The 19,823-nt window shown below is 63.1% G+C and carries 13 protein-coding genes and 2 pseudogenes; 6 read left to right on the top strand and 9 right to left on the bottom strand.

Translation table 11 applies throughout. The annotated features are described in order from the left end of the window. Positions 1-127 precede the first annotated feature (127 nt). Both ABSF49_RS09105 and ABSF49_RS09100 read right to left on the bottom strand, forming a co-directional pair. Positions 128-319, bottom strand: coding sequence for a hypothetical protein (locus tag ABSF49_RS09105; RefSeq protein ID WP_424112326.1), 192 nt, complete (start codon positions 317-319; stop codon positions 128-130). Positions 320-623: 304 nt separating this feature from the next. Beyond that, on the bottom strand, positions 624-1,559 hold the full coding sequence (locus ABSF49_RS09100) for a polyprenyl synthetase family protein (protein ID WP_424112325.1): 936 nt from the start codon (positions 1,557-1,559) through the stop codon (positions 624-626). A gap of 319 nt (positions 1,560-1,878) precedes the next feature. Between ABSF49_RS09100 and ABSF49_RS09095 the strand changes: the two genes are divergently transcribed. The 5 genes and pseudogenes from ABSF49_RS09095 (at position 1,879) to shc (ending at position 8,119) form a co-directional block, all read left to right on the top strand. Beyond that, on the top strand, positions 1,879-3,054 hold the full coding sequence (locus tag ABSF49_RS09095) for a glycosyltransferase (RefSeq protein WP_424112324.1): 1,176 nt from the start codon (positions 1,879-1,881) through the stop codon (positions 3,052-3,054). Then, positions 3,051-3,890 (top strand): annotated as a pseudogene (gene hpnC, locus ABSF49_RS09090) (squalene synthase HpnC); the annotation flags it as partial. The gene ABSF49_RS09095 and the pseudogene hpnC, both read left to right, overlap by 4 nt. A 63-nt stretch (positions 3,891-3,953) precedes the next feature. Then, complete coding sequence (hpnD, locus tag ABSF49_RS09085) at positions 3,954-4,769, top strand: presqualene diphosphate synthase HpnD (protein WP_424112341.1); 816 nt, start codon at positions 3,954-3,956, stop codon at positions 4,767-4,769. Then, positions 4,766-6,013, top strand: coding sequence for a hydroxysqualene dehydroxylase HpnE (gene hpnE / locus ABSF49_RS09080; RefSeq protein WP_424112340.1), 1,248 nt, complete (start codon positions 4,766-4,768; stop codon positions 6,011-6,013). Before hpnD ends, hpnE begins: the two co-directional genes overlap by 4 nt. 144 nt (positions 6,014-6,157) lie before the next feature. Then, positions 6,158-8,119 carry a squalene--hopene cyclase gene (gene shc / locus ABSF49_RS09075; RefSeq protein WP_424112339.1) on the top strand — a complete coding sequence of 654 codons (1,962 nt, stop codon included), beginning with the start codon at positions 6,158-6,160 and terminating at the stop codon, positions 8,117-8,119. 69 nt (positions 8,120-8,188) lie between these two features. On the opposite strand, the gene ABSF49_RS09070 is transcribed toward shc, so the two are convergent. The 5 genes from ABSF49_RS09070 to dxs all read right to left on the bottom strand — a co-directional run bounded on the left by ABSF49_RS09070 (position 8,189) and on the right by dxs (position 16,208). Beyond that, on the bottom strand, positions 8,189-9,031 hold the full coding sequence (locus ABSF49_RS09070) for a DUF2147 domain-containing protein (protein ID WP_424112323.1): 843 nt from the start codon (positions 9,029-9,031) through the stop codon (positions 8,189-8,191). A gap of 150 nt (positions 9,032-9,181) precedes the next feature. Next, positions 9,182-9,409 (bottom strand): cysteine rich repeat-containing protein, encoded by a 228-nt coding sequence (locus tag ABSF49_RS09065; RefSeq protein WP_424112322.1) that lies wholly within the window; start codon positions 9,407-9,409, stop codon positions 9,182-9,184. Positions 9,410-9,442: 33 nt separating this feature from the next. Further along, entirely contained in the window at positions 9,443-12,031 is a 2,589-nt protein-coding gene (gene hpnN / locus ABSF49_RS09060; RefSeq protein WP_424112321.1) for a hopanoid transporter HpnN, read from the bottom strand. Between the two features lie 95 nt (positions 12,032-12,126). Next, positions 12,127-13,284 (bottom strand): adenosyl-hopene transferase HpnH, encoded by a 1,158-nt coding sequence (gene hpnH / locus ABSF49_RS09055; protein WP_424112320.1) that lies wholly within the window; start codon positions 13,282-13,284, stop codon positions 12,127-12,129. 53 nt (positions 13,285-13,337) lie between these two features. Next, positions 13,338-16,208, bottom strand: a complete 2,871-nt coding sequence (dxs, locus tag ABSF49_RS09050; RefSeq protein WP_424112319.1) for a 1-deoxy-D-xylulose-5-phosphate synthase — start codon at positions 16,206-16,208, stop codon at positions 13,338-13,340. Between the two features lie 610 nt (positions 16,209-16,818). Here dxs and ispG point away from each other — a divergent pair. Beyond that, on the top strand, positions 16,819-18,096 hold the full coding sequence (gene ispG / locus ABSF49_RS09045) for a flavodoxin-dependent (E)-4-hydroxy-3-methylbut-2-enyl-diphosphate synthase (protein WP_424112318.1): 1,278 nt from the start codon (positions 16,819-16,821) through the stop codon (positions 18,094-18,096). A 57-nt stretch (positions 18,097-18,153) separates the two neighbouring features. On the opposite strand, the gene dxr is transcribed toward ispG, so the two are convergent. Both dxr and ABSF49_RS09035 read right to left on the bottom strand, forming a co-directional pair. Next, complete coding sequence (dxr, locus tag ABSF49_RS09040) at positions 18,154-19,323, bottom strand: 1-deoxy-D-xylulose-5-phosphate reductoisomerase (RefSeq protein ID WP_424112317.1); 1,170 nt, start codon at positions 19,321-19,323, stop codon at positions 18,154-18,156. Positions 19,324-19,619: 296 nt separating this feature from the next. After that, positions 19,620-19,823 (bottom strand): annotated as a pseudogene (locus ABSF49_RS09035) (ABC-type transport auxiliary lipoprotein family protein); the annotation flags it as partial.

Raw genomic sequence — 19,823 nt, 5'->3', positions numbered from 1 at the left:
TTCCGCGGGCAGCGAGCTTCACTGCGAGCGCCATAGCGCCGAGGTCAGAAGATCTCGCCGTGCAACTTGCCGCCGCGCCGCGCCAGCTTGTCTCGTCCGATTGGAAACGAGACAAGCCTTACGCGCTCTAGCGGTACCAGCAATGGCCATTCCGGCAGACGCGCTGGTGTGGGTAGAGTTCGGGAGGGCCGGCGCAGAAATGATACCAATGATATCCGGTCATGCCGAGCCGGTAGCAACCAGCATCGGCCGTGGTCGGCGTCAGGGCTACGGCCGACAACGTCGCTATGGCGGCGGCCAGCAAAGCAAGCTTACGCATCTTTTCCCTCCGATATTGGGTTTGGTAGGCCATGTCACTTAGTAGCCGCCCAGATTAGACAAAGGCGCGCGTCAGCGGCAGTCTCGGAATCTACTCACGGTCGCGAAGTCGGAGGAGCGCCAGCCTGTTTGCCTGTCGATCCGACATTCGCCAGATCGCGCCAAGTTCCGGCCCAAATCTGCGACGCTCTGGCGTTCCTGCCGATCCCGAGCCGTCGCGGCGCGCTGTCGACGGGCGCCGCGGCGGCCCGCCGGCGCTTTCCTTGCGACGCGCCGCGCGCTGCGCCGTCTCGCAGCCCCCGTCCCTACTTCCCTCGTTCCGCGATAAATTTAGCCGTCTCCACGAGCGTTCGCGCCCGCTCTCCGAACGACGCCAGAGCCGCGCCGGCTTCGCTAACGAGGTCCTTGAGGCGCGCTTTGGCGGTCTCTACGCCAAGGATCCCGACCAGCGTCGCCTTGCCGGCGGCCGCATCCTTGCCGGCGGCTTTACCGAGGGTCGCGCTGTCGCCTTCCACGTCGAGCAGGTCGTCGGAGATTTGAAACGCCTTGCCGATGGACGCGCCGTATCGATCGAGCGCGTCGCGCTCCGCGGCGCTGGCCTTGCCGAGAATGGCGCCGGCGGCGCAGGCGAATTGCAACAGCGCGCCAGTCTTCATCGCCTGCAATGCGCCGATCGCCGTTTCGTCGAGAGGGCGCGGCTTGCCGTCGGCGAAACGTCCTTCCGCGTCGAGGTCCAGCAGTTGACCGCCGACCATGCCGTCGACGCCGGCGGCGCGCGCCAGCGCGCCGACCAGATTGACGCGCACCTCAGCCTCCGGATGGACCGCAGGACGCGTGGCCACGTCGAAAGCCAGGGTGAGCAAGCCGTCTCCGGCAAGGATGGCGGTCGCTTCGTCGAAGGCCTTGTGAGTCGTGGGACGGCCGCGCCGCATATCGTCATTGTCCATGGCCGGCAGATCGTCATGAACGAGCGAGTAGCAATGGATGAGTTCCAGCGCCGCTCCCGCCATCAGCGACCGGCGCCGCGGGACGCCGAACAGATTGCCGCTCGCGACGACCAGCAGGGGGCGGATGCGTTTGCCGCCGCTCAGGCTGGAATAGCGCATCGCCTCGAGCAGACGCGCGGGGCGTACACGCCCGCCTGCGGCAGGCGCCTGCGCCAATAACTCGCTCAGCATCGCCTCGGCGTCGCTCGCCACACTCTTCAGCAGCGACGAAAAGGCCTCATGGGAAACGCTCATCAATAGCCTCCGTCGACCACGGCATGTCCTCTCGGATCGAACGAATAGGGCGCCGCCTCCAATTCACATAACGTGTTTCCCCGACTCGTTCATAGTCTCGCCTGAGCCCCTGCGTTTGGGTCAAACGAACGATGCGTTGACGCTCCGGCCTCGGCAATGCCGACAGCGCTCGCATAATTGCCCTAAACAGCCCGTCGCGCCCAAGGACGGCGAGGCGCTATGGGCCGTTCATCGCCAGCGGGCGACCTTCCTGGCTCGCGACAATCCTGAAGGCGTTTGACTCTTTGCCACTGCTTCGGCGCTAGTGGTACAATGGATTTTGGCGCCCGCCGAGAGCCTGCCGATGGTTGCAAGTCTGGTCGCCGCCGTTGCGCTCGTCATCTGGATTTACTTGGTGGCGGGGCGCGGCGGTTTTTGGCGCGCGGGAGAGCGCGACGGCGGCGGCCCTTCTTCGCCGGTATGGCCCGACGTAATTGCCGTCATTCCGGCGCGCGACGAAGCCGACGGTGTCGGCCACACTGTCGAGTCTCTGTTGCGTCAAGACTATCCCGGGTCGCTCTCGCTCATTCTGGTTGACGACGAAAGCGCCGACGGCACTGCAGACGTAGCCAGGCTTGCGGCCGCCGCGATTGGCCGCATGGACCGATTGACGATCATTCCCGGCGCCGCGCTTCCGGCCGGCTGGACTGGAAAATTGTGGGCCATGAAGCAAGGCGTCGAGCGCGCGGACGCGGCGGCGCCCGAATTCCTGCTTCTGACCGACGCCGACATCGTTTATCCGCCCGACACGTTGCGCCGCCTGGTTTCGCAATCGCTGAGCGAGGGTCTCGCACTCTCCTCCATGATGGCCAAGTTGCGTTGTGAGAGCTTTGCGGAGCGCGCGCTCATTCCGGCCTTTATCTTCTTCTTTCAGATGCTCTATCCCTTCTCCTGGGTAAACGACCGACGCCGCGCGACGGCGGCGGCGGCAGGCGGTTGCATGCTGGTGCTCCGCGAGGCGCTTCAGGCCGCCGGAGGCATCGAAGTCATACGCGGTTCGCTGATCGACGATTGCGCCATGGCGCGCATCTTGAAGAAACAGGGGCCGATACGCCTCAGCCTCAGCGAGCGCGTGATCAGCATTCGACCTTATTCGACAATGGACGAAATCCGGCGGATGGTCGTTCGCTCTGCCTACGCCCAGCTTCGCTATTCGCCGCTGCTGCTTGCGGTCGCCTTGGCTGGCCTGACGTTCGTTTTCGTCGTTCCCGTTCTTGCGGCGCTTTTCGGTCACGGCGCCGCTCAGATTTTCGGGCTTCTGACTTGGGTCGTCATGGCGGCGGCATTTCAGCCGACGCTCCGATTCTATGCATTGTCGCCGCTGTGGGGACCAATCCTGCCGGCGATCGCGCTCGTTTACATGGCCTTCACGTTGGAATCCGCCTATCAATCCGTGCGGGGACGGGGCGGTCTTTGGAAAGGCCGCGTTCAGGCGCGCGCGGCTAGGACCCCATGACGAACGCCAGCGACTTGCGGTCGGGCAAGACCCGTCGGGACGAAAACTTCCCGGTGGCGTCTTTGCTCGTCCGAGCGCAGCACCGTCGGCCAATTCTGGCCTTCTACGAATTCGCACGCGTCGCCGACGATGTCGCGGATCACCCCTCGTTGGCGGCTGCGGAGAAGATCGCGTTGCTCGATCGCATGGAGGCCGACCTCATCGGCGACGATCGCCCAGACGCCAATCCGCAGTCGGCGGCCTTGCGGCGCGCGCTCGCAGAGCGCGGACTCTCGCCCGACCACGCGCTGGACTTGTTGCGCGCCTTTCGCCTCGACGCTTCCAAGCGGCGCTATAAAGACTGGGCGGAATTGATGTCCTATTGCGCCCTCTCGGCCATGCCGGTCGGTCGCTTCGTGCTGGACGTGCACGGCGAGAGCCGTTCGACGTGGCCCGCTTCAGACGCAATATGCGCCGCGCTGCAAATCAACAACCACCTTCAGGACTGCGGCTTGGACTACCGCAATCTCGACCGAGTCTATTTGCCTTTGGACGATCTCGCCAAATACGGCCTTCGCGTCGAAGCGCTCGGCGCAGAACGGGCCTCGCCGGCGTTGCGTCGCTGCATCGCGGAACTCGCGCGCCGCGCCGAGACAATGCTGCACGAAGGGGACAGACTCGAGACCGCGATTGCAGATTGGCGTTTGGGGCTCGAGATTTCAGTCATTCATGCGCTGGCGTTGCGGGTCGCGCGCATGCTGACCGTGTGCGATCCTCTCAGCGCGGAGACCCATTTGGGCAAATGGCGCGCGGGGGGCATCGGTCTTCTTGCCGCTCTCAATAGCGCTTCGCGCCGCTTCGGCCCGCTCGAACGCCCGCCGGTCTCGACCGCACGCGCGAACGCGACACGTTTCGCGCCTGTGCCCGACGCTCGCGTGAGCGCCTCCGGCAGTTCGTTCTATTTGGCGATGCGGCTCATGCCGCCCGAGCAGCGCCAGGCAATGTTCGAGATCTATTCGTTCTGTCGCGCTGTCGATGACATTGCCGACAATGGCGGCCCTCGCGAAGCCCATCTTATTCAATTGCAGCGCTGGCGTCACGACGTTGATGCAATTTACGCCGGCGCCGGGCCTCCCCGCTTGCATGCGCTGGCCGAGGCGATCCGCGCTTTCAATCTGCGCCGCGAAGACTTCTTGGCCGTCATCGACGGCATGGAAATGGATGTGATCGCCCCGATCCGCGCGCCCGATTGGGCGACGCTCGACCTCTACTGCGACCGCGTGGCGAGCGCCGTGGGTCGCCTATGCGTTCGCGTATTCGGAATGGCTGACGCGCAAGGCGTCGCCCTGGCCCATCACCTCGGCCGCGCCCTCCAGCTGACCAACATCCTGCGCGACATCGACGAAGACGCCGCCGTCGGGAGACTCTATCTTCCGCAAGAAGCGCTGCGCGCCGCCGGAATTGCATCGAGCGAACCTCTGGACGCGATCGCCAATCCTGCGATTGACCAGGCCTGCGCGCCGGTCGTCGCGCGCGCGCGGCGCCATTTCGTCGAATCCGATGCGATCATTGCTGAGAGCCCTCGCCGGGTCGTGCGCACCGCCCGCATTATGAGCGCGGCCTACCGCTCGATCCTCGAGCATCTCGTCGCGCGTGGATGGCTTCCGCCACGCGCGCCGGTCAAACGGCGCCGCGCGCAACTCATTTGGATCGTTCTGTGTCACGGCATCTTGTGACGCCGCGTCGAATCCACGTCGTCGGCGCCGGATTGGCGGGGCTGTCAGCCGCCGTTCGGTTGGCGTCTCGCGGCTTAGCGGTCATTGTTCATGAGGCGACCAACCAAGCGGGCGGCCGCTGCCGTTCGTATTACGATTCCACACTCGGCATGGAGATCGACAACGGCAATCATCTTGTATTGTCCGGCAACAAGGCCGCCCTCTCCTACCTCGATCTCATCGACGCGCGCGCTGGTCTTGGCGCGCCGCCTTCTGCGAGTTTCCCCTTCATCGATCTTGCGACTGGCGAGCGCTGGACGGTGCGCGCCAACGACGGATTCGTGCCGTGGTGGATACTCGATCCGGCGCGTCGCGTCCCCGGCGCGCGCCTGCGCGAATATCTCGCGCTCGCCAAGCTGTTGCGGGCCAAAGCCGGCGCGACGATCGGCGAGACGATTTCGTGTTCGGGGCCGCTTTACGCGCGGCTGATCGAACCCTTGCTGATGTCCGCGCTCAACACCGAGCCGCGAAGCGGTTCGGCGGCATTGGCGGCGGCGATCGTCCGGGAGACGCTCGCCGCCGGCGGGCGCAACTATCGCCCGTTGATCGCTCACAATGGTCTTTCCAACGTTTTCATCGCGCCGGCGCTTCGCTACATCGCCGACCATGGCGGCAGCGTGAACTACGGTCGCCGGCTTCGCCAGCTTGCGCTCGGCGCCGGCCGTGTGACGGCGCTTGACTTCGGCGACGCGTCTATTCCGGTAACGTCGAGCGACGCGGTCGTTCTCGCCGTGCCGCCAACGGCCGCGGAGTCTCTCGTACCGGAATTGCTGACGCCGACGGAATTTCGCGCCATCGTCAACGCGCATTTCCGCATCGATCCGCCTAGGGGCCTTGCGCCCATGATCGGCGTCGTCAACGGCTTGGCGCAGTGGCTCTTCGCGTTCCCTGGGCGCCTATCGGTCACGATCAGCGCCGCAGACGATCTGCTGGACCTGTCGCGGGAGGATCTCGCCTCCCGAATCTGGAGCGAAGTCGCCGTAATCGCCAATCTCGCGGACGCCATGCCGGCGTGGCAAATCGTGCGCGAACGTCGTGCGACGTTCGCCGCCTTGCCGCGAGAAGAAGCCAAGCGCCCCGCCACGGAGACAGCCTGGGAGAATCTCGTCCTCGCTGGCGACTGGACCCGAACCGGGTTGCCCGCGACGATCGAGGGCGCAATCCGCTCGGGCGCAAAGGCGGCGGAAAGATTGGCGCCGCTGTGACAGCGATTTTCAGCCGAATTGCGTTGTCTTGGCGTTGAGAAGACAGTGAGCGACGGCGTCGATTGATCCTGGAGCGGGACCTATATCAAACGGCCGCAATTATGCGCAAAGCGAATGAGAGGCACATCGATGCGCGAGACCACGATGGCGTCCGGCAAGGTTCCGCCCTCGACCGAAGATGGCCGGCAATCGCTGGATCGAGCGATCTCCGCGGCGACCGAAGCCTTGCTGGCCGCTCAGCGCCCTGACGGACATTGGCTGTTCGAACTCGAGGCGGACGCCACCATCCCGGCCGAATACGTACTGCTTAGACACTACCTCGGCGAACCGGTCGACGCCGAGCTGGAAGGCAAGATCGCCAACTATTTGCGCCGCATCCAGGCCGCACACAACGGCTGGCCGCTGTTCTACGGCGGCGACTTCGATATGAGCGCCAGCGTGAAGGCGTATTTTGCGCTGAAGATGATTGGCGACGACCCCCAGACTGCGCACATGCGCCGAGCGCGCGAGGCGATCCGCGAGCGGGGCGGCGCGGCGCAGAGCAATGTCTTCACAAGGGTGTTGCTGGCGCTATTCGGCGTCGTCAGCTGGCGAGCGGTTCCGGTGATGCCGGTTGAGATCATGCTGTTGCCGAACTGGTTTCCGCTCCATCTCAACAAGATGTCCTATTGGGCGCGCACGGTCATCGTGCCGCTGTTGGTGTTGGGCGCCCTGAAGCCCCAAGCGCGCAATCCAAGCAGGATTGGCGTCGACGAGCTCTTTCTCGAGCCGCCCGAAACGATCGGCCTGCTGCCCAAGGCGCCGCACCAAAGTCTGATGTGGTCGAAGTTTTTCAATGGCCTCGACGCAATTTTGCGCGTTGTCGAACCGCATTTTCCGAAACGATTGCGCCGGCGGGCCGTCGACGCGGCCGTCGCGTTCGTGAAAGAGCGCCTCAACGGCGAAGATGGTCTTGGGGCGATTTTTCCCGCCATGGCCAATTCAGTGATGATGTACGACGCGCTGGGCCGCGATCGTCTGGATCCGGATTACCTCGCCGCGCGCCGCTCGATCGACAAACTTCTCATCGTCAAGTCCGAGGAAGCCTATTGCCAACCCTGTGTTTCCCCGGTGTGGGACACAGCGCTGACGTGCCAAACGTTGCTGGAGGTCGGCGACGAGCGGGCGATGGAGGCGGCCGCCGCCGGCCTGAAATGGTTGCTGCCCCGCCAAGAGCTGGACGTCGTGGGCGATTGGAGCGCGCGCCGGCCGAACGTGCGTCCGGGCGGCTGGGCGTTTCAATTCGCCAATCCGCATTACCCCGATCTTGATGACACCGCCGTCGTCGTGATGGCTATGGACCGGCAGCAAAGAGCGCGCGGCCATCAATCGTTTCATGACGCCATCGAGCGCGCGAGAGAGTGGATTTGCGGCCTGCAGAGCGGCAATGGCGGTTGGGGGGCGTTCGACGCCGACAACAACTACCTTTACCTCAACAACATCCCGTTCTCCGATCACGGCGCTTTGCTCGATCCCACTACCGAGGACGTGACGGGCCGCTGCGTGTCGATGCTCGCGCAACTCGGCGAACAACCCGAGACCAGCTCTGCTCTGCGCAACGCTTTGCGTTATCTTCGACAGACGCAGTTGGCGGACGGCAGCTGGTTCGGCCGCTGGGGTATGAACTACATCTATGGCGCCTGGTCGGCGCTTTGCGCGCTCGACATGGCAGGAATTGATCGGAACGCGCCGGAAATGGCGCGAGCCGCCGATTGGCTCGCAGCCATCCAAAACCAAGACGGCGGCTGGGGCGAAGATGGCGCAAGCTACAAACTCGACTATCACGGCCACGAGCCGGCGCCGAGCACGGCTTCCCAGACAGCTTGGGCGCTCCTCGGTCTTATGGCGGCGGGGCGAAGCCGCGATCCGTGCGTAGCGCGTGGCGTGAAGTTCCTGCTTGAAACCCAAGGAACGCACGGGTTTTGGGACGAGGAACGGTACACAGCGACTGGGTTTCCCCGCGTCTTCTATTTACGCTACCACGGCTATTCGAAGTTCTTCCCGCTCTGGGCGCTTGCCCGATACAAAAACTCGATATCCGGTCCGATCATCAAGTTTGGAATGTGACGCAGGCGGCTGATCGAACGCTTCGGGATGTCATAGGCGGCGGCGCGTTCGGGGCGACCGGATGAAGTTTCACTTCGGCGTCGCGTCCGGCCCGACGGAGTCCTCGGGAATGTCTTCTGGCGCGATCGCATCGTCCGGCAGCCGGGTCCAGATTTGTGTCTGGCCAAGAAGCGGAATGCCCAGATAGCCCCGCACCGAGAGTTGCTGCCCGTCCGCACTTAGCTCCATCTGAGCGTGATAGACCGTGCCGTCGCGGGGATCGAGGATGGCGCCGTCGGCATATTTGTTGCCGTAGCGTTTCATGCCTTTGACGATCGTCAGGCCCATCATCGGCGCATCTTTTTGGTCCCCCGTGCATTTCTGGCAGGTTAGGATCAGCTCTTGTTCTCCAGGCTCTTTGAACATCTTGACGAACCGCCCTTCGTAGAGCCCATCCTTCTCAACGAACAGAAACCAGGCTCCGGGACGGCCTTGGTCGTCGGTCTCCTGCCAGAACCCGGCGGCGGTGTTGTGGTCGTAAGCCGCCGAGGCTTCGGTTTTGGATGGGCTCGGCGCCGGAGCCGAGGCCTTGGATGGATTCGGCGCCGGCGCCCCGGCCTTGGATGGATTCGGCGCCGGAGCGGCGGTATCGGATGGGTTCGGCGCCGGCGCCGCGGTCCTGAATGGGTTCGGCGCCGGAACTGGGATCGCGTCTTGAGCAGCGGTCTTGAATGGACTCGGCGCGGGAGCCGCGGCCTTTGCAGGGCTCGGCGCCGGAGCCGCCGTATTGGGTGGGCTCGGCGCCGGAGCCACGGTCCTGAATGGGTTCGGCGGCGGAACTGGGATCGCGTCTTGATTCGACGCCGAACGAGCATAGCCCGTCGTCAACATCGCGATCGCCGCCGCGACGGCGAACCTGAGCCTAGTTCTCATCTTCCATCTCCCGAAGCGGCGATGGAAACATGCCCGTCGCTGCGACCAAGGCATGCCGTGTTGCGCCGTTCGCCGACGCGACCGACCGATCGAGAAACCCCGCCGCTGGAGCGCCGATTCGGGTTCTCTTGGTCGGACCGCTCAGCGAGGTCACCTGCCATGGTCCTTCAGCACGTCTCTGCAGGCCGTGGACAGGTTGTCGCGATGAAGCTCGAGGCAGGCGAGAAAGGCATCATCGCCGTCTTGTTCTTTGACCGTATGGCAGAAGCGACGGACATCGGGACGGCATGCGGCTTGTTCTTGCGGCGTGCCCGATTCGGCGAACGCCACAGACGAGAGGGCGACAAACGCCGCGGAGAGCAAAACCTTGGAAAGCATCGTTGAATTCTCCCTTCGCGTGATCGAGGATGGTCAGATCTCTGATGGCGCTTTTCGCGGCTTGCCCATCAGGATTGGTTGAAACAACACGGCCGCCGCCAACGTGCATACGAGCGAAAGGGCCAGCAGCTTGCCCATGCTCGACGTGCCCGGATGACTCGAGAAAATGAGACTGCCGAACGCGGTCGCTGTCGTGAGCGCGCTGTAGATGACGGCGCGGGTGAGACTGGTCTGCAGAAGGTTCGTTTGCCCTTCGCGCCAGGCCATAATGTAATAGATCTTGAACGCCACGCCGACGCCGAGAAGCAACGGCAAGGCGATGATATTGGCGAAGTTGAGCGGCAGACCCACCAACACAGTCAGTTCCAACGTCACCACGCCGGCGAGCGCCAGAGGAATCAGCGTCAACAGAACGTCGCCGAGGCGCCTGAGCACGAGCCACAACAGGATCGCTATCGACAGCAGCGCTAATGCGCCGGCCTCGACGAAGGCGTGGACGACCAAGTCGCCCGCCTCCAGAATGGTGATCGGCCCCTCAGTGGCGCTCGGCTCGACAGCCAGCACCGCGCGCGCGAAACGACGCATGGCGTCATTGTCGTCCGGATCGTCCTTTGGCGCGATTGAAACGCGAGCGCGGCCGTCCGACGTCACCCAATCCTGCGTAAGGTCCGGCGGCAGAGACAGTCGCGTGACCGGTGGGGTCTGGAGCGAGGCTTGCAACGAGTCCAAGACCTGTCCCAGCGACCATACGAAACTGTCCGTCGCCTTATCGCGAGCGGCCTGAGTCGCAAGCGCCAAGTTGGAAAGGTCGAAAGCAAGTCGCCGCGCCGCGTCGGCCCCAGATCCCGTCAGATTGCTCGCCGCCTCCGTCAGTCGCTGCGAGCCCTCGTTCAAGGCGTCGATATTTTCGACATCGGTCGGGGCAGGCTGAACGTTCTTGGGATCGAAGGCGGCGGCAAGCTTATTCGCGGCGTTTTGAATGACGGGGAGCTTTTCCGCCTGATCTTCCGGAATGAAGCTCGACAACGTCACGACGTGCGAAACCTCCGGCAGCTTCGAAACGCGCGCGCCGATCGCATTTCCCTGTTCGAGCGACGGCGCCAGCACCTGGATGGCGTTGGTGTCGGTGCTGGGATCGCGACTGAGTTCGAGATAAGTCGCGATCGACTCTGTTTTAGGACTCTGCAGATTGATCGGATTGAAGTCGAAACTGAGCCAATGCAGTAGCGGCAACCCAGCGACCACGACGATCGCGGTGCCAGCAATAATGCCGATCCGGTGTCGATTCATGTACGCGTCAACCGGCGCGAGCGACGAGTATCCGAGCGGCTCCGGTTCTCCGGGTGGGTTCAGCAGGACGATCAGCGCCGGCAGAAGCGTGATGGTGGTGGCGAATGCGATCAGCATGCCGCAACCGGCGATCTGGCCCAATTCAGACACGCCCTTGTAGTCGGTGGGCAGAAACGACAGGAACCCCGCTGCGGTCGCGAACGCCGCTAGAGTCAGCGGCGCGCCGACACGAAAGCTCGCATTTTGAATCGCCTCGGCGAGATTGTCGATATCGTGCCGTTCGGAGCGATAGCGGACGCTGAATTGGATGCCGAAATCGACGCCAATGCCGACGAAAAGCACGGAAAAGTAGACAGAAATGAGATTGTACGCGCCGACCATGAACAGCCCCAGAGCCGCCGTCGCGGCGAGGCCGACAAAGAGATTGATGGCTATTGCGGCCATAAGCCGCCCCGAGCGTAACGCGAGCCAGAGAATGCATGCGACGATCGCCAAAGTGACGAGACCGTTTCGAACCGCATTCTCCTTGATTGTCCCAAACTGTTCATCGTTCATCGTCACCACACCGGTGAGACGCATGCTCGCCTGATATTTTGGCAAGATGTCCGCCGCGATCCGGCGAATGGCCTCGCTCGCTCGAAGGCCCGGCTGCAGGGCGCTGAAGTCGAGCGCGGAATGGACTTCGATGAAGCCGCGAAGATCGTTCGGGGCCGCGGGTTTGCCTTGCATTAGGACCCGCCACGAAAAACTCGCCGGCCGTCCCGCGAGCACATTGTCCAGCGTATCGGACACTTGGTTCAACGGGTGACCGAGATCGTCGAGTTTCAAATGATTGGACTGAAGGCCGAGAAGCACGTCCTCGAGCCCCGCAATCAGCCCACGCAGGCTGCGGTCGGAGGAGAGATCCTGAATCAGCGCTTCGCCCTGAATCAGTCCTCCGAGATTCTTCTCCAACGCCTCCTTCGGCAAGAACAGAAGCCCGTGCCGGGCGAAAAACTCCGTGGCGCCGGCGTTCGAGACATCGGGAAGCAGCGCCTTCTCCTTGGCGAGCGCCCGCGTCAATTCCACAGTGGCCGCTCCGGTCAACTCGGGCGTCGGCGCCGCGACGATCACGTCAATGATTCCGAAACGGTCAAACGCGCTTTCAAATGCGATGTCGCGTTTGCTCCAGTCGAGTTTGTCCGAAAGCAGAGCGCTGACGTCCGAGTTTAGGCGGAAGTGGCTTGCCGTGTAGACGCTCGATCCAGTAGCGATCAGCAAGCCGACGCCAACGACCATCCAGGCGCGACGAATGCAAAACTCGACGATCCGAACGATGATGGACGTGAGCATGATTTACGATAACCGCCTCATCTCGCGGCCGCCTCGCAGCAAGCGGAGAGTTTCTTGATCACCGAGTCCGCCGTGCGAGGAAGTCGCCTTGCCGATTATTGAGCCGGAGTCGAAGTCTCCGACTCCGAGGCTTTGATCGAGTCGTCTTTCCGTCGAACTTTGGCCAGCAACGTTTCGACATGGCGGGAATAGACGAAATCCGCCGGCCTCTGGTGATCGAGCGGGATCTCCGGCGCCATCGGGCCGTCCGTTCGCACGCCGCGAATCGCCGTCCAGATCGCCGACCAGGGACGGCTCATCGTTACGTTCGCGGCTGTCGGTTCATAACCGCAATGCGCCATGCAATTGGCGCACTTTTCATATCGGCCAGTTCCGTAGCTGTCCCAGTCGGTCGTCTCCATCAATTCTTTGAACGAACCGACGTATCCCTCGCCCAGGAGATAGCAGGGCTTCTGCCAACCGAAGACGTTGCGTGTAGGCATGCCCCAAGGCGTGCAGTGGAACTCGCGATTGCCAGCGAGAAAGTCCAGGAAGAGAGTGGAATGCATCAGCTGCCACTTCTTGCCTTTGCCCAGCGAGAAGACCCGACGAAACAATTCCTTGGTCTTGCGGCGATTGAGAAAATGCTCCTGGTCGGGCGCCCGCTCATAGGCGTAGCCGGGCGAAATCGAGACGCCGACTTCCAGTTCTTTCGCCAAATCGAGGAAGGCCGCGATATCTTCCGGCGCATGGCCGTCGAAGATCGTCGCATTGACATTGACGGCGAATCCCTTGGCCTTGGCCTTCTTGATCGCCGCGACAGCGATGTCGAAAACGCCGCTGAGCGACACCGACTTGTCGTGGTGGTCCTTCAGTCCGTCCAGATGCACTGAAAAGAACAGGTAAGGCGAAGGCTCGAACAGGTGGAGCTTCTTCTCGAGCAAGAGCGCGTTGGTGCAGAGTGAAACGAATTTCTTGCGCGCCACGATCCCCTTCACGATGTCGCCGATATCGCGATGGATCAAAGGTTCGCCGCCGGGGATCGCCACCATCGGCGCGCCACATTCATCGACCGCGTCGAGACATTCTTGCGTCGACAATCGCTGATTGAGGATCGGATCTGGATAATCGATCTTGCCGCAACCCACGCAGGCGAGGTTGCAGCGGAACAACGGCTCGAGCATGAGCACGAGAGGATAGCGCGTCCTGCCCGCTAGTTTCTGCTTGAGGACATAGAGGCCAATTTTCGCTTCCTTGAAAAACGGTATCGTCATAGCTTGCCCTTCGGTCGCTCGTCGCATCGCGCGGTTTTGGAAGCGAGAGCCAATCACGCTCGCGCCAGCTGCACAGGCAACCGAAACTCTACGGATTCATCGGGACCATCAAGAGTCGAGATTTCGACAGGACCAAGGCGGCCGAGCCATTGAACGACGCCCTGCACGAGCTGCTCGGGCGCGGATGCGCCGGCGGTGACGCCGACGGCGTGGGCGTTCTCCACCCATTCGTGACGAAGATCGGCGCTGTCGGCGATGAGATAACTCGGCACTCCCATTTCCGCGCCGATCTCACACAACCGATTTGAATTGGAACTGTTTTTTGCGCCGACGACTATGATCACGTCAACCTCTTTGCACAAGTCGCGGACCGCCATCTGACGGTTTTGCGTCGCGTAGCAAATGTCTCGCGTGTCAGGACCGACGAGATCGCTGAACCGCCGATGCAAGGCGGCAATGATCCCTTTGGTGTCGTCGACGCTCAACGTCGTCTGCGTCACATAACCGACCGGCGTGTCGGCGGGGATCGTGAGGTTTGCGACGTCGCTCTCGGTCTGAACGAGCACGACCGGAGCGGAAATCTGCCCAAGCGTTCCCTCGACTTCCGCATGGCCCGCGTGACCGATGAGGATAAGCGTTCGTCCCTGCATCACGTAACGCTTGGCCTGGATATGAACCTTGGTGACCAGTGGGCACGTGGCGTTGTGGACGACGAGTTGCCGCGCCGCCGCCTCCTGCTCCACCTTTTTCGGCACGCCGTGCGCGCTGAATATTGTGATGGCGTTATCGGGGATTTCGGACAGCTCCTCGACGAAGCGGGCGCCTTTGGCCTTCAGGCCGTCGACGACGTGCTTGTTATGAACGATCTCATGGCGAACATAGACCGGCTGGTCGTAGATCTCCAGCGAGCGTTCGACGATTTCAATCGCGCGCACGACGCCAGCGCAGAAGCCCCGCGGCTGAGCGAGGATCACTCGCAAGGGGGCGCGATGCAGCGGCGCCACGGCATGCACGTGTGCATTTGCCGGGGCTTCGACCGGGCGGATCTGATTCGCGCCGCCGCCAAGAACATCGAGCGCCTTGGCGACGATCCCCTCGGCGTCGAGCCCAGCCTTGGCGTACATCGCCTCCGAGGTGTCGTGCGCTAGGAACACGTCGGGCAACACCATGCAGCGGACTTTGAGGCCGTCGTCGAGCCGCCCGTGCTCGGCCAGCGTTTGCAGCACGTAAGAGCCGAATCCGCCGATAGATCCTTCTTCGATCGTAATGAGGATTTCGTGCTCGCGAGCGAGTTTCAAGACGAGATCGACATCGAGCGGCTTGGCGAAGCGAGCGTCCGCGACCGTGGTGGAAAGACCAAATTTGGCGAGTTCCACTGCGGCCTTTGAACATTCCGCAAGGCGGGCGCCAAACGAAAGGAGTGCGACCTTGTCGCCTTGGCGAACAATTCGTCCCTTGCCGATTTCGAGCGGAACGCCGACTTCCGGGATCGCCACGCCGACGCCGTCGCCGCGGGGGTAACGAACCGCCGAGGGGCGATCGTCGATCGCGACGGCGGTCGCAATCATATGGGTGAGCTCCGCCTCGTCCGCCGCCGCCATAATTACGAAGCCTGGCAGGCAGCCGAGATAGGCGACGTCGAATGAACCGGCGTGCGTAGGACCATCGGCTCCGACAAGCCCAGCCCGGTCGATCGCAAAGCGCACGGGCAACGATTGAATCGCCACATCGTGAACGACTTGATCGTAACCGCGCTGCAAGAACGTCGAATAGACGACGCAGAACGGCTTGTAGCCTTCCGCGGCGAGGCCGGCGGCGAACGTCACCGCGTGCTGCTCGGCGATACCGACGTCGAACGTTCGTGTCGGGAAGGCCTTGCCGAAAATATCAAGCCCGGTGCCGGCCGGCATCGCCGCCGTCACTGCGACGATGCGATCGTCCTTCGTCGCCTCTTTGATGAGACTTTCTGCGAAAACCCTGGTGAATGACGGCGCCTTCGCCTTGGCTTTCGATTGTTCTCCCGTCGCGACGTCGAATTTTGCGACAGCATGGTATTTGTCGCTGGAGGCTTCCGCGGGCGGGTAGCCTTTGCCCTTCTTCGTTACGACATGCACGAGGATCGGGCCATTGCGGGCGTCGCGAACGTTTCGCAACACTGGCAGGAGGTGGTCGAAGTTGTGCCCGTCGATCGGCCCCACATAAGAGAATCCAAGTTCTTCGAACAGCGATCCGCCGGTCCAGAAGCCGCGCGTAAATTGATCCAGGCGCTCGGCTTTGATTTCCAAGGATTTCGGCAGTCGCCGGGCAAGTTGCTTGCCAATATCGCGCAGGGAACGATAGGTTTGGCTCGAAATCAGGCGCGAAAAATATCCGGACATGGCGCCGACAGGCGGCGAGATCGACATGTCGTTGTCATTGAGGATCACGATCAGTCGGCTATTCATCGCTCCGGCGTTGTTCATGGCCTCGTAAGCCATTCCGGCCGACATCGAGCCGTCGCCGATCACCGCTATGATATTGTGTTTCTCGTTTCTCAGGTCGCGCGCCACCGCCATGCCGAGGGCGGCTGAAATCGAGGTCGAGGCATGTGCGGCTCCGAACGGGTCGTACTCGCTTTCGGATCGTTTGGTGAAGCCCGAAAGGCCTCCCCCGGTCCGCAGCGTCCGAATCCGATCTCGTCGACCGGTCAATATTTTGTGAGGATACGCTTGGTGCCCGACGTCCCAGATCAGCCGATCTTTGGGCGTATCGAAGATGTAGTGCAACGCGATTGTCAGTTCGACGACGCCAAGACCCGCGCCCAGGTGGCCGCCGGTGACGGAAACCGCCTCTATGGTCTCTGCCCTGAGTTCTTTCGCGATTTGTTTGAGGTCCGCCGGCTTATGGCGCCGCAAGTCACTCGGGCTGTTTATGCCTTGGAGCATGTTGCCTCCCAAATGTGAGCCTCTAACCACAAGCGGTTAGAACAAAGGCGCTTCACTGGCGGCACAATTGGCCAACCTGTCTCTCGGCCAATTACCGAGGAGTCACGGATTGGTCAGGCAATCGCCAGACCGATCGACCAATCGTAGCCAGCTTCGGGCTCGCGAAGGCAGACTCGGAATCTACTCATGCCGGCCCGCAGGCGTTAGGGCGACCAGCGACGGCTCGCCTCCGTCCGAGCTGCAAAGCCGGGGCTCTGCGGGAGCGGACCGCAGCAGCCGCATCTCGAAATTCGGCGGGCGGCGGCAAGACGCCGCCATCGTCGCAGGGCGGCCGCTCGAATTCGCCGCGCGGCGAGTCTCGAGCCGGCCGCGAGGGTCTTTCAGACGCGATCTTCCCAAGGCGACGGCGCGATCTAAATAGCTACCCGGGAGTGCGCGGCTGTTTGCGCGCCATTTCAGAACTCATAGAGGGGGTTGAGGACTTTTGCGGACGAGAATTCTGGCGATTTCCAAATTCATCGTCGGGCGATCGAAAAGATCTAGAAAATCCAGAATGCGTCGAAGCGTAAAAGCGCATAATTCGAGAGGGATCCGTTCAGAGATGGGAACCATGCCGTTGCATAAGGCCGATTCCGATATCGCCTTTGGATCTCGCCCGCGCCGGCTGAGCGTCGGCGTGCGGGTCGGAGAAGGCGGGGGGGCCGTCATCGTCGGCGGCTCCGCGCCAATCGTCGTGCAGTCGATGACCAACACCGACACCGCCGACGTCGAGGCGACGGTGCGACAAGTCGCGGCGCTTGCGCGCGCGGGTTCCGAACTCGTGCGAATCACTGTGGATCGCGACGAAGCGGCGGCCGCGGCGCCTCACATTCGCGATCGCCTGGCGCGTATGGGCGTGAGCGCGCCGCTCATCGGCGACTTCCATTACATCGGCCATAAATTGCTCGCGGATCATCCCGCTTGCGCCGAAGCGCTCGACAAATATCGCATCAATCCGGGCAACGTCGGTTTTCGCAATAAGCGCGACTTGCAATTTGGACAGATCGTCGAAATGGCCATCCGTCACGGCAAATGCGTGCGCATCGGCGCCAACTGGGGCTCGCTCGACCAAGAATTGCTGACGCATCTCATGGACGAAAACGCGGTCGCGCCGAAGCCGCTGGAAGCGCGCGCGGTGATGCGCGAAGCGATGGTTCAGTCGGCGCTGCTGTCCGCCGCGCGCGCCGAGGAGATAGGGCTCGCGCGGGATCGCATCATTCTCTCTGCGAAGGTGTCGGCGGTGCAGGATCTGATAACCGTCTATCGAACGCTGACTGCGCGCTCGAACTACGCGCTGCATCTCGGTCTCACTGAAGCGGGAATGGGCTCGAAGGGCATTGTCGCTTCTTCGGCCGCGCTGGGGGTTCTGTTGCAGGAAGGAATCGGCGACACGATTCGCGTTTCGCTGACGCCTGAACCAAACGGCGATCGCAGATTGGAAGTGAAAGTCGCGCAGGAAGTCTTGCAGACCATGGGCTTTCGCACGTTCACGCCGCAGGTCGCCGCGTGCCCGGGCTGCGGACGCACGACTTCGATCGTATTTCAGGAATTGGCGGGCGAAATTCAGAGCTATCTCGCCGACGCCATGCCCGTTTGGCGAAAGAAATATCCAGGCGTCGAAACGCTCAACGTCGCTGTCATGGGCTGCATCGTCAACGGTCCGGGCGAGAGCAAGCACGCCGATATCGGCATCTCTCTGCCGGGAACCGGCGAAACGCCGGCGGCGCCCGTTTTCATCGACGGCGCCAAAGCCTTGGTTCTTCGTGGCCCGACCATTGCGGCAGATTTCAAGGCGCTGGTGGCTGACTACATCGACAAACGGTTTGGGGGTGAGAAGGCGCCGCCGTGACGAACGGGTCCGGGAGTCATCCTGCGCCAATTCGATCGCAATGACGCGTCGGCGACCCTAGTCCAGGAGGACGAGCGCCCTTTCTCGCGCGGTATTGTGAATCGCCAGCGCCTGCGCAACCGTTGTTGGGGCAGAAGAGGTCTCGCCGGCCGCGCGCATCGCCCCGAGAGTTCGCTCGACGATGCGGGAAAGCGCGCTGAATCCAATGCGGCCGGCAAGAAAAGCCTCTACAGCGACCTCGTTGGCCGCGTTGAGCGCCGTCGGCGCGCCGCCGCCCTCGCTGAGCGCGTCGATCGCCAGCGCCAGCGCGGGAAACCGGACAAGATCGGCTTGCTCGAAGGTCAGCGCGCCGAGCGCGGCGAGATCCGGCGCCGCCACGCCCGAAGCGATCCGCTCGGGATAGGCCAAGCAGTGAGCGATCGGCGTGCGCATGTCCGGCGAGGCCATGCCGGCGATCAACGACCCGTCGACGAAAGCGATGAGGCCGTGAACGATCGATTGGGGATGGACGACGACCGCCAACCGTTCGGCGGGAACGCCGAAAAGATGATGCGCCTCGATGAGTTCGAGACCCTTGTTCATCAGGCTCGCGGAGTCGATGGTGACTTTCGGGCCCATCGCCCAGTTGGGATGGGCGAGCGCCTCGGCGCGCGTCGCGTTGGCGATGCGCTCGACGCTCCATTGCCGGAACGGACCGCCGGAGGCGGTTATGGTCATCTTGACGATCGTCGCAGGATCGCGTCCGCCCATCGCCTGAAAGATGGCGTTATGTTCCGAATCCACCGGCAGCAGACGCGCCCCGGAGCGGCGCGCCGCCGCGATCACCGCCTCGCCGGCGCACACCAGCGTTTCCTTGTTGGCGAGCGCGACGAGGCGACCCGCCGAAATCGCCGCGTAGGTCGGGGCAAGGCCGGCCGCCCCGACGATCGCCGAGACGACGAGATCAGCCTCGCGAAGCGCCGCCTCGACCACCGCCTCGGGACCACAGGCGATTTCGACGCCGCTTCCCGCAACGCCCGCTTTCAGCTCGGCGTAGCCGGCGGGATCGGCGAGCGCGGCGAACGAAGCGCCGAGTTCCAGCGCCGAGCGCGCGAGCGCCGCGCCATTGCGGCCGCCGGCTACGGCGACGACCACGAAACGCCCCGACGCCTGGGCCACGACCCGCGCGCAGGAGCGTCCGATCGAGCCGGTCGCGCCGAGGACGACAAGACGTTTGGGTGCGCTCATGCCGACTTGCGCCATGGCGACCCGTTTGAGCCGGGACGGAGCGACCGACTGCGTCACGCGCTCACCCGGCATTCTCCAGACGGCCGCGAGTTTCGATCGAACCTGCTCCGTTTTCGGGTTCCCGACAAGCCTGAGCCACCGCGCCAAAGGGTCCCACGGCCCAACCGGCGCGCGATTTCGCGGACTCTGCTAAAAAACCCCAGTCGGGTCAACATTCGGCTCTGACGCGCAGACGCGGCCAACGGCGAGCAGGCGACGACTTGTCGTTGAGGGCGGATGTCCTTCACGGGACAGCGTCATATCGTCGCCTGCGCCCAGACCACGATGTCGCGAGCGATCGTCTGGAACGCGTCGTTCAGCGCCGCCGCCGCCGCAGGGCTTTCGACTCCCGTCGCCGGAGCCGTGGCGCGAAAGCTGCGTTCGACCGCGATTTTGCCGTCGGCGCCGAGGAGCTTGGCCGAGATCTCGATCTGCGCCGCCGGCGGCGCCGCAAGCGAGAC

The organism is Roseiarcus sp. (genome assembly GCF_049514155.1).
In the GTDB taxonomy this organism is placed as follows: domain Bacteria; phylum Pseudomonadota; class Alphaproteobacteria; order Rhizobiales; family Beijerinckiaceae; genus Roseiarcus.
This window is presented reverse-complemented; position numbering and strand designations above follow the sequence as displayed.